Genomic DNA, 16,013 nt, shown 5'->3' on the forward strand with positions numbered 1-16,013 from the left:
GGCCGCGACGATGGCCAGAGCCATGCCGCCGAGGCCTGCGCTAAAGCTCCGCCGGGCCATTCGCTTCGCTCCCATCTGTCCTCTCATTGCAAGGATTCGAGGGCCTTGTCGAAACCGGTCAACGAGACCGGAATGCCGATTCCCTCCTCGGGAGTCTGGAACACCACGAACGTGGCGATTTTGCCGCTCTTCAGCTTGCCGATCAAATTCTCGTCCATGACCACCTCGGCGACGCACCCGGTGGGCAGGCAGCGCACGAACCCGGCCCGGCCGACATCGTTCTGGTCGATCTTGAGGCCGAGCCCCGCGGGCAGCAACACGCCAAGCGGCGCCAGCACGCGCAGCAGCCGGCTCTTGGCGTCGGCGGTTTTCAGCACGATCACCAGCAGCGTCACGTTCGGCCGATCCTCGGCGGCGACGTTCTGCACCAGCGCGCATTGCTCCTTGTTGGCGCCTGCCGGGGTCTCGCAGCGCTGCTGCCACTCGCCGAAGGTCTTGCGCACGACGCCCTGCGCCGCGGCCGGTTCGCCGAGGGCCGCGATGGCGGCGGCGAGCAGCCCGACGGCCGCACCGCGACGACGCAGGCGCGCGCCGCGCCCGGCCCGGCCCGCCTGCACCTGAGTCGCCGGACCAGGGCCGGCCCATCGGCGATCCGAAATCTCGAAAGGGCTCTTAGACGTCAACTTGGTATCCACTCGACGATCAAGGGTGAGATGACTGGCGCCGGCAGCGCCGGCTCATGTGCAGGGCCCCGCCGCATATCCCGTATAGCCCGCCCGCCGCCTGCGCGCGGCTGCGCCGACCGGCTTCACGCGACTCATTCTACGGGTTCGGACCACGCTGGCCTCCCCGATGTCAAGAACGGCCGGCGGCTATGGCTCATGAAACGGCAAAGTGGCCGGTTCGCGGCAGCCGGCGCGCCCACCTTAGAATGCTTCTCGTGCCCTTATGCCGCAGAAATGGACCAATCGATGGCGTTGCGCGCCGTCTTCCGTTGTGATCTTTCAGCGCGAGAGTGGCCGGCCCGGGCAGGGTTCCTCCCGCGCTGCCGGCGCCGCTGTGGATGCCCAGTGAGTACGGGAGCACCGATCCTCCGATGCGAATCGACACATTGCCATTTCGGCTCTTGGCGACGGCTGGCTTCGCCGTGGCACTGACGGGCGACGCGCTCGCGGCCATGGGGCAGCCGAGCCCGTGGCAGCTCGGCATGCAGACCCCGGCGGCGATCGGCGCCGAGTCCATCCACGATTTCCACGATCTGCTGCTGTGGATCATCACCGCCATCGTGCTCTTCGTGCTGGCGCTGCTCGTCTACGTGATGGTGCGCTTCCACGAGAGCCGCAACCAGACCCCGTCGCGGACCACCCACAATTCGCTGCTCGAGGTGGCCTGGACGCTGGTGCCGGTGCTCATCCTGGTGGTGATCGCGGTGCCGTCGTTCCGTCTGCTCAAGACCCAGCTCGTCATTCCCAAGCCCGACATCGTGGTCAAGGCGACCGGCCATCAATGGTACTGGTCCTACGAATATCCGGCCGACCAGGGCGGCTTCGGCTTCGACAGCAATCTGGCCGCCGACAAGCAGCCCCGCCTGCTCGCCGTCGACAACGAGCTGGTCCTGCCCGTGGACAAGATCGTCAAGGTGCAGGTGACTGCCGCCGACGTCATCCACGCCTTCGCCATGCCGTCGTTCGGCGTCAAGATCGATGCCATTCCGGGCCGCCTGAACGAGACCTGGTTCAAGGCGGACAAGGAAGGCGTCTTCTACGGCCAGTGCTCGCTGATCTGCGGCCAGAACCACGCCTTCATGCCGATCATGATCCGCGTCGTCAGCCAGGATGCGTATACGGCTTGGCTCGCCGACGCGAAGAAGAAGTTCGCCGCCAACCCGTCCGGGCCGATCAAGGTCGCCGATCGCGACGCGATCACCCGCTGAACATCGCAAGACAAGAAGAACCCGGGAGCTGACCGATGGCTTCGACGACCACCGCCCCGCATGATGCCCATGCCGATCATCCGACCGGCCTGCGCCGTTGGCTGTTCTCGACCAACCATAAGGACATCGGCACCCTCTACCTGCTGTTCTCCCTGATGGCGGGCCTCATCGGCGGCTTCCTGTCGATCCTGATGCGCATCGAGCTGCAGGAGCCGGGGCTGCAGATCTTCTCCAACGGTCAGATGTACAACGTGGTCGTCACCGGCCACGGGCTGATCATGGTGTTCTTCGTGGTGATGCCGGCCCTGATCGGCGGCTTCGGCAACTGGTTCGTCCCGCTGATGATCGGCGCGCCGGACATGGCCTTCCCGCGCATGAACAACATCTCCTTCTGGCTGACGGTGACCGGCTTCCTGCTGCTGTTCACCTCGCTGTTCATGGAAGGCGCCCCGGGCGTCCCCGGCTTCGGCGGCGGCTGGACGGTCTATCCGCCGCTCTCCGTCTCCGGCCATCCGGGCCCGGCGCTGGACTTCGGCATCCTCGCCCTGCACGCGGCCGGTGCGGCCTCGATCCTGGGCGCGATCAACTTCATCACCACGATCCTGAACATGCGCGCGCCGGGCATGACCCTGCACAAGATGCCGCTGTTCGCCTGGTCGGTGCTGGTCACCGCCTTCCTGCTGCTGCTGGCGCTGCCGGTGCTGGCCGGCGCCATCACCATGCTGCTGACCGACCGCAACTTCGGCACGACCTTCTTCGATCCCTCGGGCGGCGGCGACCCGGTGCTCTATCAGCACCTGTTCTGGTTCTTCGGCCACCCCGAAGTGTACATCATGATCCTGCCGGCCTTCGGCATCATCAGCCACATCGTCTCGACGTTCTCGCGCAAGCCCATCTTCGGCTACCTCGGCATGGCCTACGCCATGGTCGCCATCGGCGCGGTGGGCTTCATCGTGTGGGCGCACCACATGTACACGGTCGGCCTGTCGCTCGACACGCAGCGCTACTTCGTCTTCGCCACCATGGTCATCGCGGTGCCCACCGGCATCAAGATCTTCTCGTGGATCGCGACGATGTGGGGCGGCTCGCTCAGGCTGACGGCGCCGATGGTCTGGGCGATCGGCTTCATCTTCCTGTTCACCGTGGGCGGCGTCACCGGCGTGGTGCTGGCCAACGCCGGCGTCGACCGCGAGCTGCACAACACCTACTACGTCGTGGCCCACTTCCACTACGTGCTGTCGCTCGGCGCCGTGTTCGGCATCTTCGCCGGCTGGTACTACTGGTTCCCGAAGATGTTCGGCTACGTCATCCCCGACTGGATCGGCAAGCTGCACTTCTGGCTCGCCTTCATCGGCGCCAACGTGCTGTTCTTCCCGATGCACTTCCTGGGCCTCGCCGGCATGCCGCGCCACTACGTGGACTATCCGGACGCGTTCGCCGGCTGGCACCGGGTGGCGTCGATGGGCTCGTACATCTTCGCCTTCAGCCTGCTGGTGTTCTTCTACGGCGTCTATGTCGCCTACAGCCGTCGGGAGCGCGCCGCCAACGATCCGTGGGGCGTCGGCGCCACCACGCTGGAATGGACGCTGTCGTCGCCGCCGCCGTTCCACCAGTTCGAGACGCTGCCCCGCATCACGGGCTCCGATCACTGAACGGCGTCATGGCCGGGCTTGCCCCGGCCATGCCCGGCAGGGTTGGTCATGCCGAGGTGGACGTCGAGCCGGGACCCTGGTCCCGGCTTCGTTCGTTAAGACATCGGGGATCCGCTGCCAGAGCATCGGCCCCAAAAAGGGGCGTCGGCTTCGCCGCCGCTCCGGATGCGTTGCAGTCCGACAGATGGGCTCATCCGCCCGGATTGGGCTGCGCCAACTGTTTGGATCTGGCGCGCGCCCGTCCGAGCGGGAGATTCCCGCCGCTCACGAGGCGCTCCAGGCGGACAAAGCGCCACAGCGCTGGCCCGGGCTCGGCTCTTGAGTATGCGGCGGTTGCGGTTAGAACCGAGCGGCCGCGTTCCGCGAATGGCTCTAATCTGATGCCGTGCGAAACGCGACAGCGAGGCTGGACGCATGGCGCTGTCCGTCGTCCGGCGGCTCGCTCCGATCACCGTGCAGCGGCGGCGCGCCCCGGCCCCCGCAGCCGCACCGGGCGGCGCTCCCGCGCCGCCCCTCGAGGAAAGACGCTCGCAGTATGACGATGACAGGCGATCGACTGACCGACGCACGCACGGCCGACGCCGCCTTCGGCTCTCGCCCGGCCATCTCCACTGCGACCGTCGGCGACTATATCGAGCTGTTCAAGCCGCGGGTGATGTCGCTCGTCATCTTCACCGCCCTGGTCGGCATGGTGGTGAGCAAGGGCCACGTCAACCCGGTCATCGGCTTCGCCGCCCTAGTCGCCATCGCCATCGGCGCCGGCGCCTCGGGCGCACTGAACATGTGGTGGGACGCCGACATCGACGCGAAGATGTCGCGCACCAAGGGCCGGCCGATTCCCGCCGGCCGGGTGGCAGCCGACGAGGCGCTGGCCCTCGGCGTCTCGCTGTCGGTCGGCTCCGTCGCCTTCCTCGGGCTGATCACCAATCTCTTTGCCGCCGCGTTCCTGGCCTTCACCATCTTCTTCTACGCCGTGGTCTATTCCATGTGGCTGAAGCGGGCGACGGCGCAGAACATCGTCATCGGCGGCGCCGCGGGCGCCTTCCCGCCCATGGTGGCGGAAGCCGCGGTCACCGGCGGTGTCAGCGCCCAGACCGCCGTGCTCTTCCTCATCATCTTCCTGTGGACGCCGCCACACTTCTGGGCCCTGGCGCTCAACAAGTCGGACGACTACGGGCGGGCCGGCATTCCGATGCTGCCGAACGTCGCCGGCCCCGACGCCACGCGCCTGCAGATCCTCATCTATACGCTGTTGCTCGTGCCCTGCGGCATGCTGCCGTTCGTGCTGGGCGTGGGCGGCGTGGCCTATGCCGTCGTTGCCGGCGTGTGTGGCGCGGTCATGCTGGCCTTCGCGGTCCGGGTGTTCGTGCGCCGGACCGGCGAGGCGGCCACGCGGGCCGCCCAGCACCTGTTCGGCTTCTCGATCCTGTACCTGCTGCTGCTGTTCGCGACGTTGCTTGCCGAGCGCAGCCTGGGCCTCGGCGGCCAGGCGGCCTCCCTCGCGGACCTGCTCGGCGGCGTCCTGCCCGTACGGATGCTGTGATGGCCGACGACGAGCATACAGGCATCGTGCTGACGCCCGAGGAGCGCAAGCGTCGCCGCGCGCGCAACATCGCCATCGGCCTCGCCCTCGGCGCCCTGGCGCTCTTGTTCTACGTGGTCACGGTCGCCAAGCTCGGCGTCAACATCCTCAACCGGCCCCTGTGAGGAGGGCGCGATGAGCACCACCCCGGATCAGGATACCGAAGGCCGAGGCGCCCTGTCCGGCGCGACGGCCTCGTCGCGGGGGCGGCGTGCCACCGCGATCGCCTGTGCCGCCACCGTACTGGGCATGGTGGCGCTGTCGTTTGCCGCGGTGCCGCTCTACCGCCTGTTCTGCCAGGCGACGGGCTTCGCCGGCACGCCGCGGATCGGCACCGGACCATCCACCGCCCAGGCCGAGCAGGAGGTGACGGTGCGCTTCGACGCCAACGTGGCGCCTGGCGTGGCCTGGAGCTTCACGCCGGAGCAGACCGAGGTCGCAGCGCCGCTGGGCCAGACCAAGACCGTGTTCTATCGGATCACCAACCGATCGAAAGTGCCGACGACGGGCATCGCCACCTTCAACGTCCAGCCCGAGCAGGCCGGCGCCTACTTCGTCAAGATCCAGTGCTTCTGCTTCACCGAGCAGACGCTGGCACCCGGCGAATCGATCGACGCACCGGTGGTCTTCTACGTCGATCCCGACCTCGCCAAGGACCGCGACCTCAAGACCCTCTCCACCATCACGCTGTCGTACACCGTCTTCCCGGCCAAGGACGGCCGGCCGCTGGCTGCGACCGAAGGTGCGACGGACAAATCGAAATTGTGAGGCTATAAGCGCCTTACTCCCTGAGGCAGGAGAACCCCTTCAATGGCCGACGCGCACGCGAAGCCCCAGCACGACTACCATCTGGTCAACCCCAGCCCGTGGCCGCTGGTCGGCTCGATCTCCTTCTTCGTCATGGCGACCGGGCTCGTCATGTCCATGAAGGGCCTCAGCATGGGCGGCCTCAAGCTCGGCCCCTACCTGCTCGGGGCAGGCCTGATCGGCGTGCTCTACGTCATGGCCAGCTGGTGGATCGACGTGATCCGGGAGGCCCAGGACGAGGGCCACCATACCCGCGTGGTGCAACTGCATCACCGCTACGGCATGATGCTGTTCATCGCCTCCGAGGTGATGTTCTTCGTCGCCTGGTTCTGGGCCTTTTTCGACGCGGCGCTGTTCCCGGGCGAGGCGATCCAGTACGCGCGCACCGAGATGACCGGCGGGCATTGGCCCCCCAAGGGCATCGAGTCGCTCGACCCCTGGCACCTGCCGCTGCTCAACACGCTGATCCTGCTGACCTCCGGCACGACGCTCACCTGGGCGCACCACGCGCTGCTGCACAACGATCGCGAAGGCCTCAAGCAGGGCCTGATCCTCACCGTGATCCTGGGCCTGCTGTTCACGTCGGTGCAGGCCTACGAGTACGCCCACGCGCACTTCGCGTTCTCGGGCAACATCTACGGCGCCACCTTCTTCATGGCGACGGGCTTCCACGGCTTCCACGTCATCGTCGGCACCACGTTCCTGATCGTCTGCCTGCTGCGGGCGCTGCGCGGCGACTTCACGCCCAAGCACCACCTGGGCCTGGAGTTCGCGGCCTGGTACTGGCACTTCGTCGACGTGGTCTGGCTGTTCCTGTTCGCCTGCATCTACGTGTGGGGCGCCGGGCCGATCGCCGGCCACTGATGTGCATCCCGGCGGGCGGCGGCCTTCAGGTCGGCGCCCGTCACGCGGATCAGGATGCGCCCCCTCGCGGAAACGTGGGGGACTTACGACGAGGCATCCTGCGACCGAGAACGCCGACCATGAGCACTGACCACTATCCTCCGCAAGATCCGATCTCCACCGGCATCGCGGGCCGGTGTCCCCGTTGCGGCCAGGGCCGTCTGTTCAAGGGCTTCCTCGGCGTCGCGCCGTCGTGCGACGTCTGCGGGCTCGACTTCTCGTTCGCCGACGCCGCCGACGGCCCGGCCTTTTTCATCATGACGATCGCCGGCGTCATGGTCCTGGGCTTCGCCCTGTGGCTCGAGTTCACCTACGAGCCGTCGTTCTGGGTGCACCTGATCACCACGTTGCCGCTGGCATTCCTGCTGTGCGTCCTGCCGCTCAGGCCGCTGAAGGGCGTGATGATCGCGCAGCAGTACGTCAACAAGGCCGAAGAAGGGCGCTTTGAGCGATGACTCACGCGCCGGTTCGTCGCGATCCGCGGCAGACGTGATCGCCCCCGGGGCAGCGCGCCGCATACGGGCAATCCGCCGCCGCGCACGCCCGATTCGGCCGGGCACGGCCCCCTGCGCGGGCTCCTGTGGCCCGCCGTCGCGACCGTCATCGGCATCGCCATCCTGGTCGGCCTGGGCCTGTGGCAGCTCGACCGGCGGGCCTGGAAGACCGACCTGCTGGCCCGCATCGACGCCCGCATCCACGCCGCACCCGCCCCGCTTCCGCCGGAGGCGCAATGGCCGCAATGGACGGCGGAGGCCGACGAATACCGGCACGTCGAGGCCACCGGCCGCTACCGGTTCGACAAGCAGGTTCTGGTCCGCGGCAACTCCCCGCGCGAGCGTGGCACGGTGGTGGCCGGCTTCGTGGTCATCACGCCGCTCGAGCTCGCCTCCGGAGCGACCGTACTGGTCAACCGCGGCTTCATCGCCCAGGAGATGCGCGAGGCGCTGGCCGCGCTGGATCGGCGGACCGACCCGACGGTGACCGTCACCGGCCTGATGCGGGCGTCGCAGGCGCGCGGCACCTTCACACCCGCGGATGATCCGGCGCGGGGCGAATGGTTCACCCGCGATATCGCAGCCATCGCCGCCGCCGGCGGGCTTCAGCGCACCGCCCCTTTCCTCATCGATGCCGATGCCCGGCCCGGCCAGGTCGAGGGCCCGCGCGGCGGCCTGACCGTGGTCAGCTTTCCCAATGACCACCTGCAATACGCGTTGACCTGGTTTGGATTGGCGGCGGGCTTGGCCGGCGTTTTCATCACGTTCGCCGTCCGGCGCGTGAGCGAGCATCGGAGGTAGCGCCGGCACATCCGCGGCGCCGGCCCCGCCGGGGGCTGATTTCAGCCATGACATTGAAGAATAGGGCTAATACCTCGCCTAACGGCTTCCGATTCCTTGAAACCGTCCTGCGCGGGCCGTAACCTGCGCCGTCGGAGGGACCATTGCTGCACGTGTCGACCAGGGGCGAAGCGCCCGCCATCGGCTTCACTGACGCCTTGCTCGCCGGACTGGCACGGGATGGCGGGCTCTATGTGCCCCAGACCTGGCCGCGGCTCGCGGCCGACGGCATCGCCGCGTTCGCCGGGGAGCCCTATGCAGCGGTGGCCGAGCGCGTGCTGGGCGCGCTCGTCACCGCCGACGATATGCCCCCCGCGCGACTGGGCGACATGGTCCGTGCCGCCTATTCCGGCTTCCGACACCCGGCTGTCTGCCCGCTGGTGCAGATCGGCGACAATCTGTTCGTGCTCGAGCTCTTCCACGGGCCGACGCTCGCCTTCAAGGACGTGGCCATGCAGCTCCTGGCGCGCATGATGGACCACGCCCTCGAGGCGCGTGGCCAGCGCGCCACCATCGTCGGTGCGACCTCGGGCGATACCGGCTCGGCGGCCATCGAGGCCTTCGGCGGCCTGGACCAGGTGGATGTCTTCATCCTCTACCCGCACGGCCGCGTGTCCGAGGTGCAGCGCCGGCAAATGACCAGCGTGGATGCACCCAACGTCCATGCCATCGCCCTGGAAGGCACGTTCGACGACTGCCAGGCCATCGTCAAAGGCCTGTTCAACCACCACGCTTTCCGCGACGAGCTGGCGCTCTCCGGCGTCAACTCCATCAACTGGGGACGGATCGCCGCCCAGACGGTCTATTACTTCACCTCGGCCGTGGCGCTCGGGGCACCGTTCCGGCCGGTGTCGTTCTCCGTGCCGACGGGCAATTTCGGCGACGTGCTGGCCGGCTACATCGCCAAGCGCATGGGCCTGCCGATCGACCGGCTCGCCATCGCCACCAACGAGAACGACATCCTGGTGCGCGCCCTGGCGAGCGGCCGCTACGAGGTGCGCGGCGTCAAGCCCACCTCCTCGCCGTCCATGGACATCGAGGTCTCGTCCAATTTCGAGCGGCTGCTGTTCGAGGTCTATGGCCGCGACGGGCAGCAGGTCCGTCGCCTGATGGGCGCCCTGCAGCAGGGCGGCAGCTTCAATATCGATGCCAAGCCGCTCGCGGCCATCCGGACCGATTTCACCGGCCACGCCGTGAGCGAGCGGCAGACCCAGGAGGAGATCGGTCGGGTCTGGCGCGAAGCGGGATATCTGCTCGATCCCCACACCGCCGTGGCCGTCGGCGGCGCCCGGCGCGAGCTGGCGCGCGATCCCGCCGTGCCGATGGTGGCGCTCGGCACCGCGCACCCGGCCAAATTTCCGGACGCCGTAGAGCGCGCGACCGGGCTGCGCCCGGCCCTCCCGCCGCATCTGGCGGACCTCTTCGACCGGCCGGAGCGGTTCACGGTCATCGCCAACGACCAGGCGGCGATCGAAAACTTCATTCGCGGTCGCGCCCGCGCCGTTGCCGGAATCGCGGCGTGAGGCCGGCAACGCGGGGCTGGCGGAGGGTGATGGCATGGCCCTGTTCCGACTGACGTCCGCCAACGAGAGCTTTCCCCGGGTGCACGGCTCGGGCCTCTACCTGCGGGCGCCGACGATGACCGACTATGAGGAATGGGCGGTGCTGCGCGCCGAAAGCCGCGCCTTCCTGGAACCCTGGGAGCCGCTGTGGCCCGCCGACGATTTGGCGCGGACGGCGTTCCGGCGCCGGATCCGGCGCTACATCGACGAGATCCGCAACGACTGCGCCTACCCCCTCTTCGTCTTCTCCAGCCCGGGCGACGTGCTGGTCGGCGGTCTCACCCTGGGCCTCATCCGTCGCGGCGTCTCCCAGTCGGCGACCGTCGGCTACTGGATGGGCGAGCGCTATGCCGGCAGGGGGCTGATGACCGAGGCGGTGAAGGCGACGGCCCGCTTTGCCTTCGGCGAGCTCGGGCTGCGCCGCCTGGAAGCGGCGTGCCTGCCGACCAATGGTCCGTCCATCAGGCTTCTCGAAAAGGCCGGATTCATCCGCGAGGGCTTGGCTCGCCGCTATTTGTGCATTGCAGGAGAGTGGCAGGACCACCTCCTCTACGCCCGACTGAGGGACGATCCCAACGTATGATCGACCATCCAAGCGACCGGCGCGCCGATCTCCGGCGCCGCAGCGCACAGCCGCGCAACCGACCGCGCGGCCGCGCGGCAGCCGACGCGGCCGATCACCGCCGGGCCGGATCGTCAGTGTCCTTACTTCGACCATGACCTTGGCCCAGGCTCCCGCTCCAGGCTTTGGCTTGACCGGTTGCCCTCCGCCGCGCGCCTGATTACGACATCCCTGTTCAGACTGGATCATGCTGCTGTCAGAGTCTCTCCCGCTGCTACGCCTTCGCCTTATCGTCCCGTGCGCGCTGCTGGTGCTTGCGATTCTCGCAACTGCCGGCCCCGCCCGGGCGGTCGAAGCGGTGCGGGTGTCGCTCGACCAGCCGGCGCTCGATCTCACCTCCGTGGTCGAGCACTATCGCTCCGAGGCGGACGTCATCCAGATTTCGACGGCGCCCGGCCCCGACGGCATCGTCCGGCGCATCGCCGTCAAGGCCCGCGAGACCGGGACGCGGCCGGACTGGATCGTCTTTGCGCTGTCCAATCCGAGCGACGAGCAGATCGACCGGCTATTGGTGGCGCCGCACTACAAGCTCACCGGTTCAGGTGTGGTGTGGCCGGATCTCGGCGCCTCGCGCATAGCTGCCATCACCGCGAGCCAGGGCATCAAGCCCGAGCGCGACGACAGCGCCGACGCCGACGTCTTCACCATCACGCTCGACCCCGGCACGACGGTGACCTTCATTGCCGAGCTCAGCGCCCCGCAGCTGCCGCAGCTGTCGCTGTGGGAGCCGGATGCCTACAAGCAGAAGGTGAACGGCCTCACCCTCTACAAGGGCATCATCATCGGCATATCGGGGCTGCTGGCGCTGTTCCTGACCATCGTCTTCGTCGTCAAGGGCGCGGTCATCTTCCCGGCGGCGGCGGCGCTGGCATGGGCGGTGCTGGCCTACACGTGCATCGACTTCGGCTTCATCCAGCGCATCTTCCCGATCACGGCGGGGACCGACCGCCTTTACCGGGCCGGCGCGGAGACGGTGCTGGCGGCGACGCTGCTGGTGTTCCTGTTCGCCTACCTCAACCTCAACCGCTGGCACGTCCGCTACAGCCACGTCACGGCCGCCTGGCTGATCTTCCTGGGCGCCCTGGTGGGGCTCGCGGTCATCGATCCCCCGGTCGCCGCGGGGGTTGCGCGGATCTCCATCGCCGCGGTCGCGGCCATCGGCTTTGCGCTGGTCGTCCACCTGGCCAGCCGCGGCTACGATCGCGCGGTGATGCTGATCCCCACATGGACGCTGTTGCTGGTCTGGGTGGGCGCGGCGGCGCTGGCGATCACCGGCGAGCTCAGCCGCGACCTCGTCTCGCCGGCGCTGATCGGCGGCCTGGTGCTCATCGTCATGCTGATCGGCTTCACCGTCATGCAGCACGCCTTCGCCGGCGGCGCCCTGGCGCAGGGGCTGGTGAGCGATACCGAGCGGCGCGCCCTGGCACTCGCCGGCTCGGGCGACATCGTCTTCGACTGGGACGTGCTGACCGACCGCATCTCGGTGAGCCCGGAGCTCGAGCAGCAGCTGGGCCTGAAGCGCGATACGCTCGACGGCGGAGCGGCCGACTGGCTGGATCTGCTGCATCCGCTCGATCGCGACCGTTATCGCACCACGCTCGATGCCGTGCTGGAGCAGCGCCGCGGCCGCATCGCCATGGATTTCCGGCTCAAGGCGGCGCGCGGGCACTTCCTCTGGTACCAGCTCAAGGCCCGGCCGGTCGTCGGCAGCGACAACGAGGTGATCCGCGTCGTCGGAACGTTGTCGGACATCAACGAAAGCAAGGTGTCCGAGGAACGGCTGCTGCAGGATTCGATCTACGACAAGCTGACCGGCCTGCCCAACCGTCAGCTCTACCTCGATCGGCTGGACTCGGCCCTCGTGCTGGCGCGCCGGGACGAATTCGTGCGGCCGACGGTCATGGTCATCGATATCGACCGCTTCCGCACCATCAACGAGGACGCAGGGCCCGCGGTGGGCGATTCCGTGCTGCAGATGGTCGCCAGACGCCTGGCCAGGCTGGTCAAGCCGCAGGATACGCTGGCGCGTCTGGGCAGTGACGAGTTGGCAGTCATCCTGTTCTCGGAAGTGGAGCCCGACCAGATCACCGCCTTCGCCGAGCGCGCCCGCGAGGTGCTGAGCACGCCGATCCCGCTCGGCGAGCACGAGGCGGTGCTGACCGGCTCGATCGGCATCGCGCTCTACGACCCGACGATGAAGGCCGGCGCCGAGGAGCTGCTGGGCAATGCCGAGATCGCCATGGCCTACGCCAAGCGCCAGGGCGGCAACCAGATAGAGGCGTTCCGACCGATGATGCGCGGGCTCAGGACCGAGCCGTTGACGCTCGGCTCGGACCTGGGCAAGGCGCTCGACCGCGGCGAGATCAAGGTGTTCTTCCAGCCGATCGTCCGCCTCGAGGACCGCACCGTCGCCGGCTTCGAGACGGTGCTGCGCTGGGACCATCCACGCCAGGGCCGTCTCGGCCTGTCCGAATTCCTCGATATCGCCATCGACAACGGCCTGCTCGGCGACTTGTTCGCCTTCGCGGTCGAGCGCACGGCGCGGGAGCTGGCCGCCTGGCAGGACGTGCTCGACGTCGACCCACCGATGTTCGCCGGCGTCAGCCTGCCGAGCAGCCGGCTGCTGCGACCGGAGACGCTCAATCCGATGCGCGCCGTGATCGAGCGCTCGGGCGTCCTGCCCGGCTCGCTCCGCCTCGATATCCCGGAGCGGCTGCTGACCGAGCATCCGGAGTTTGCGGTCCGCATGCTCCAGCGCGTGCGCGACGCGGGGGCGGGCGTCTCGCTGGCGCACTTCGGCGTCGGCCAATCGCCGCTGACCTACCTGCAGCGCTTCGAGTTCGACATGGTGAAGATCGATCCCTCGATCGTCCGCCACAAGGGCTCGGCGGCGCGCACGGCGATCCTGCGGTCGATCATCGCGCTCGCCCACGATCTCGGCATCGAGGTGGGCGCCGATGGTGCCGAGGACGAGTCGGATTCGGTCGAGCTGTCACAGCTGGGCTGCGACTACGCCCAGGGGCAGGCCTTCGGGGACGCCATGAGCGCCTACGACGCGCGCCGCCTGGTGGGCTCGGCGCCTGAGGCTGCCTGATCCGTCGTAGATCCGCACACAGGTTTTGACGGTTGGCCCTGGCCGGAAGCCGCCGCGCCCGCTCGCACGGCTGCGCGCGGGCTTGCCTCCTGGTGCCGTGCAGCCATTCACCATAGCGGGGCCTCGCCCGCTACGATCCCACGTCCCTCGCCGTCAGGGCCGGGCTCGACCCGGCCCTGACGCTGGCGGATGGCAGCCGCAAGCGGGGCCAAGCGTCAAAGCCTTTAGGCAGAGCGATTAGGCGTGGCCGGCCTGGCCGGACAGCATGATCGGGTCAATGCCGATCAGGCGCAGCGCCCGGTCGTACTTGGTCTCGGCGGCCGCGTCGAAGATCAGGCTCGGCTCGGCCGGGCAATGGAGCCAGCCGTTGGACTGGATCTCGCTCTCCAGCTGGCCTGCGCCCCAGCCGGCATAGCCGAGCGCCAGGATGGCGCTTTCGGGACCTTCGCCGCGGGCGATCGCCTTGAGGATGTCCACCGTCGCCGTCAGGCAGATGCCGTCGTCGATTGGCAAGGTGGAATTGTCGATGAAGAAGTCGGGCGTGTGCAGGACGAAGCCGCGGCCGGTGTCGACCGGCCCGCCGCGCAGCACCTTGACCCGTTCGGCCCGCTGGGGAAGCCGGATCGCCGTGTCGGCGCCGATGATGTCGAGCTGCACCAGCAGATCCGGCAGGTTGAGATCCGCCGCCGGCTTGTTGACGATGATGCCCATCGCACCTTCGTCGGAGTGGGCACAGAGGTAGATCACCGCACGCGAAAAGCGCTCATCCTCCATCGTCGGCATCGCGACCAGCAGCTGGCCGTCGAGATACCCCTTGGAGTCGGAGCCGAGGGTGACGCGCGGGATCCTCATAGTGCCCATGCTAAGACCAGCAGCCTCTTTTTCCTATACCCAAAAAAGCTCGATCGTGGTCCCCCTTAGGGCCGAACCAGGGCCAGGATGCCGTGCGCAGCAACGCGGCGAAGCCGCATCAAATCCGACCGAACGATCGCACCCGCGCCGAACCTCCGGCTCGCCGAGGCGACCACCGATACTGCAAAAAGATCATGCCCAAATAAGGACATGGCGCGGAACGGCCAATTTGCGATGAAGGCCCTTGCGCCAGCTCCGGGACGCGTCGCGCCCGCGTCCGCCGTGACAAACGGCGCAACACGCTCTAAGCACGGTGACATGCGGCCGGCCTGCCCGCGCACGTCCGCGCCACGGCCTTTTCAGGAGCTCATGATGACGATCAAAGTCGGCGATCATCTCCCCCAGGCGACGTTCCGAATCATGACGGCGGAGGGGCCTGCAGCCAAGACCACCGACGACATCTTCGCGGGCAAGAAGGCGGTGCTCTTCGCGGTGCCCGGCGCCTTCACGCCGACCTGCCACCGCAATCACCTGCCCGGTTTCGTCACCCAGGCCGACGCCATCAAGGCCAAGGGCGTGGACGGGATCTACGTGACGGCGGTCAACGACGTCTTCGTCATGGACGCCTGGCTCAAGGCCTCGGGCGCCGAAGGGAAGGTCCAGTTCCTTGCCGACGGCAACGGCGACTTCGCCAAGGCCATCGGTCTCGCCATGGACGGTTCGGGCTTCGGCCTCGGCACCCGCTCGCAGCGCTACGCCATGGTCGTCAACGACGGCATCGTCGAGGCACTGAACCTGGAAGAAGCGCCCGGCAAGGCCGACGTCTCCTCTGCAGAAAACCTGCTCAAGAGCCTCTAGAGCGCTTTGCGATGGGGTGGAACCACCCCATCGCAAGAAAGCGCTCCAGATTCAAAAGACTATGAGCATTTCTCCGCCATTGGATGGGTCCATCCAATGGCGAAATGCTCTAGAGCAGGTCCCGGTCAGATGGACTCATCTGATCGGATAGGCATGCTCCAGGTCCTTTCATCCGGAGCGCTTGTCTCTGATCGGGTGCTTCCACCCGATCAGGAAATGCTCATAACTTCTTGAATCTGGAGCGCTTTCTCGCGATTGGACGAGTCCACCCAATCGCAAAGTGCTCTAACCCAGCGCGCGTTGCGATGGGATGGACTCACCCGGTCGCCGTGCCACGTGGCTCAAGTCGGTGCCTACTTTTTCGGGCTCGACCCTCTAAGCGTCGGTCTCGACCGGCTCGCCGCTCTCGGCCCAGTCCTTGAAGCCACCCCGGTAATGCTCCCGATACGGCAGACCGGCGCCCAGCGCGTGCGCGATGGCCGTCTGCGAGCGATTGCCGGAGCGGCAGGAGAACACCAGGCGCCGCCCCTGCGGATCCGGCAGCGCCCCGGGATCGAAGGTCGACAGAGGAAACAGCACGGAGCCCGGGATGTGGCCCGCGTCCCACTCATTCGGCTCACGGACGTCGACGAGCAGGATGCTGCCGTCGGCGAGGCCTCGCTTGATCTCCTCGCGGTCCAGATGGACGATCGGCGCGTTGGGTTGGTCGCTCACTGTCTGCTCCCTCATGTCTCGGATCATCGTCGATCCGGGACCGACGTCCGCCCTTCGGTATCGTCGCTCCGTACCCGGCAAATAGCCATCGGGGGCCGCC

Annotated in this window: 15 protein-coding genes; 12 read left to right on the plus strand and 3 right to left on the minus strand. The window is 67.8% G+C overall.

Features of this window, described 5'->3' with window-relative positions; all coding sequences use genetic code 11:
* Positions 1-83 precede the first annotated feature (83 nt).
* Entirely contained in the window at positions 84-617 is a 534-nt protein-coding gene (locus ACZ5PO_RS36115; RefSeq protein WP_464187605.1) for an invasion associated locus B family protein, read from the minus strand.
* Between the two features lie 479 nt (positions 618-1,096).
* Between ACZ5PO_RS36115 and coxB the strand changes: the two genes are divergently transcribed.
* From coxB to ACZ5PO_RS36170, 11 genes are all read left to right on the plus strand, one after another.
* The gene (coxB, locus tag ACZ5PO_RS36120) at positions 1,097-1,933 is read left to right on the plus strand and encodes a cytochrome c oxidase subunit II (RefSeq protein ID WP_464187607.1); all 837 of its coding nucleotides are present in this window, start codon (positions 1,097-1,099) and stop codon (positions 1,931-1,933) included.
* Positions 1,934-1,968: 35 nt separating this feature from the next.
* Entirely contained in the window at positions 1,969-3,585 is a 1,617-nt protein-coding gene (ctaD, locus tag ACZ5PO_RS36125; protein ID WP_464187609.1) for a cytochrome c oxidase subunit I, read from the plus strand.
* A gap of 541 nt (positions 3,586-4,126) precedes the next feature.
* Positions 4,127-5,128: a heme o synthase gene (locus ACZ5PO_RS36130; protein ID WP_464187611.1), complete on the plus strand. Its 1,002-nt coding sequence runs from the start codon at positions 4,127-4,129 to the stop codon at positions 5,126-5,128.
* Positions 5,128-5,292, plus strand: a complete 165-nt coding sequence (locus tag ACZ5PO_RS36135; RefSeq protein WP_464187613.1) for a hypothetical protein — start codon at positions 5,128-5,130, stop codon at positions 5,290-5,292. The genes ACZ5PO_RS36130 and ACZ5PO_RS36135 overlap by 1 nt, the downstream gene beginning before the upstream one ends.
* Positions 5,293-5,302: 10 nt before the next feature.
* Complete coding sequence (locus ACZ5PO_RS36140; RefSeq protein WP_464187615.1) at positions 5,303-5,935, plus strand: cytochrome c oxidase assembly protein; 633 nt, start codon at positions 5,303-5,305, stop codon at positions 5,933-5,935.
* A gap of 42 nt (positions 5,936-5,977) precedes the next feature.
* Positions 5,978-6,838: a cytochrome c oxidase subunit 3 gene (locus ACZ5PO_RS36145; RefSeq protein ID WP_464187617.1), complete on the plus strand. Its 861-nt coding sequence runs from the start codon at positions 5,978-5,980 to the stop codon at positions 6,836-6,838.
* A 119-nt stretch (positions 6,839-6,957) separates the two neighbouring features.
* A complete protein-coding gene (locus ACZ5PO_RS36150) occupies positions 6,958-7,332 on the plus strand; it encodes a DUF983 domain-containing protein (RefSeq protein WP_464187619.1) in 375 nt (124 codons plus the stop codon).
* A 162-nt stretch (positions 7,333-7,494) separates the two neighbouring features.
* A complete protein-coding gene (locus tag ACZ5PO_RS36155; protein ID WP_464197174.1) occupies positions 7,495-8,172 on the plus strand; it encodes an SURF1 family protein in 678 nt (225 codons plus the stop codon).
* Positions 8,173-8,315: 143 nt separating this feature from the next.
* On the plus strand, positions 8,316-9,734 hold the full coding sequence (thrC, locus tag ACZ5PO_RS36160; RefSeq protein ID WP_464187621.1) for a threonine synthase: 1,419 nt from the start codon (positions 8,316-8,318) through the stop codon (positions 9,732-9,734).
* Between the two features lie 34 nt (positions 9,735-9,768).
* On the plus strand, positions 9,769-10,356 hold the full coding sequence (locus tag ACZ5PO_RS36165; protein WP_464187623.1) for a GNAT family N-acetyltransferase: 588 nt from the start codon (positions 9,769-9,771) through the stop codon (positions 10,354-10,356).
* A gap of 226 nt (positions 10,357-10,582) precedes the next feature.
* Entirely contained in the window at positions 10,583-13,489 is a 2,907-nt protein-coding gene (locus ACZ5PO_RS36170) for an EAL domain-containing protein (protein WP_464187625.1), read from the plus strand.
* Between the two features lie 237 nt (positions 13,490-13,726).
* Here ACZ5PO_RS36170 and ACZ5PO_RS36175 read toward each other — a convergent pair whose 3' ends face one another.
* Positions 13,727-14,350 carry a YqgE/AlgH family protein gene (locus ACZ5PO_RS36175; RefSeq protein ID WP_464187627.1) on the minus strand — a complete coding sequence of 208 codons (624 nt, stop codon included), beginning with the start codon at positions 14,348-14,350 and terminating at the stop codon, positions 13,727-13,729.
* 363 nt (positions 14,351-14,713) lie between these two features.
* Here ACZ5PO_RS36175 and ACZ5PO_RS36180 point away from each other — a divergent pair, with 363 nt between their 5' ends.
* Positions 14,714-15,199 (plus strand): redoxin family protein, encoded by a 486-nt coding sequence (locus ACZ5PO_RS36180; RefSeq protein ID WP_464187629.1) that lies wholly within the window; start codon positions 14,714-14,716, stop codon positions 15,197-15,199.
* Between the two features lie 375 nt (positions 15,200-15,574).
* Here the strand turns inward: ACZ5PO_RS36180 and ACZ5PO_RS36185 are convergent, their stop codons facing one another.
* Positions 15,575-15,913 carry a rhodanese-like domain-containing protein gene (locus ACZ5PO_RS36185; RefSeq protein ID WP_464187631.1) on the minus strand — a complete coding sequence of 113 codons (339 nt, stop codon included), beginning with the start codon at positions 15,911-15,913 and terminating at the stop codon, positions 15,575-15,577.
* Between the last annotated feature and the right edge of the window lie 100 nt (positions 15,914-16,013).

It is taken from the genome of Chelatococcus sp. KU-N122, from assembly GCF_055391085.1.

Excerpts from the sequence above, each read along its gene's own strand:
- coxB (WP_464187607.1), top strand. The coding sequence starts at position 1,097 with ATGCGAATCGACACATTGCCATTTCGGCTCTTGGCGACGGCTGGCTTC.
- ctaD (WP_464187609.1), top strand. The coding sequence starts at position 1,969 with ATGGCTTCGACGACCACCGCCCCGCATGATGCCCATGCCGATCATCCG.
- ACZ5PO_RS36130 (WP_464187611.1), top strand. The coding sequence starts at position 4,127 with ATGACAGGCGATCGACTGACCGACGCACGCACGGCCGACGCCGCCTTC.
- ACZ5PO_RS36135 (WP_464187613.1), top strand. The coding sequence starts at position 5,128 with ATGGCCGACGACGAGCATACAGGCATCGTGCTGACGCCCGAGGAGCGC.
- ACZ5PO_RS36140 (WP_464187615.1), top strand. The coding sequence starts at position 5,303 with ATGAGCACCACCCCGGATCAGGATACCGAAGGCCGAGGCGCCCTGTCC.
- ACZ5PO_RS36145 (WP_464187617.1), top strand. The coding sequence starts at position 5,978 with ATGGCCGACGCGCACGCGAAGCCCCAGCACGACTACCATCTGGTCAAC.
- ACZ5PO_RS36150 (WP_464187619.1), top strand. The coding sequence starts at position 6,958 with ATGAGCACTGACCACTATCCTCCGCAAGATCCGATCTCCACCGGCATC.
- ACZ5PO_RS36165 (WP_464187623.1), top strand. The coding sequence starts at position 9,769 with ATGGCCCTGTTCCGACTGACGTCCGCCAACGAGAGCTTTCCCCGGGTG.
- ACZ5PO_RS36170 (WP_464187625.1), top strand. The coding sequence starts at position 10,583 with ATGCTGCTGTCAGAGTCTCTCCCGCTGCTACGCCTTCGCCTTATCGTC.
- ACZ5PO_RS36175 (WP_464187627.1), bottom strand. The coding sequence starts at position 14,350 with ATGGGCACTATGAGGATCCCGCGCGTCACCCTCGGCTCCGACTCCAAG.
- ACZ5PO_RS36180 (WP_464187629.1), top strand. The coding sequence starts at position 14,714 with ATGACGATCAAAGTCGGCGATCATCTCCCCCAGGCGACGTTCCGAATC.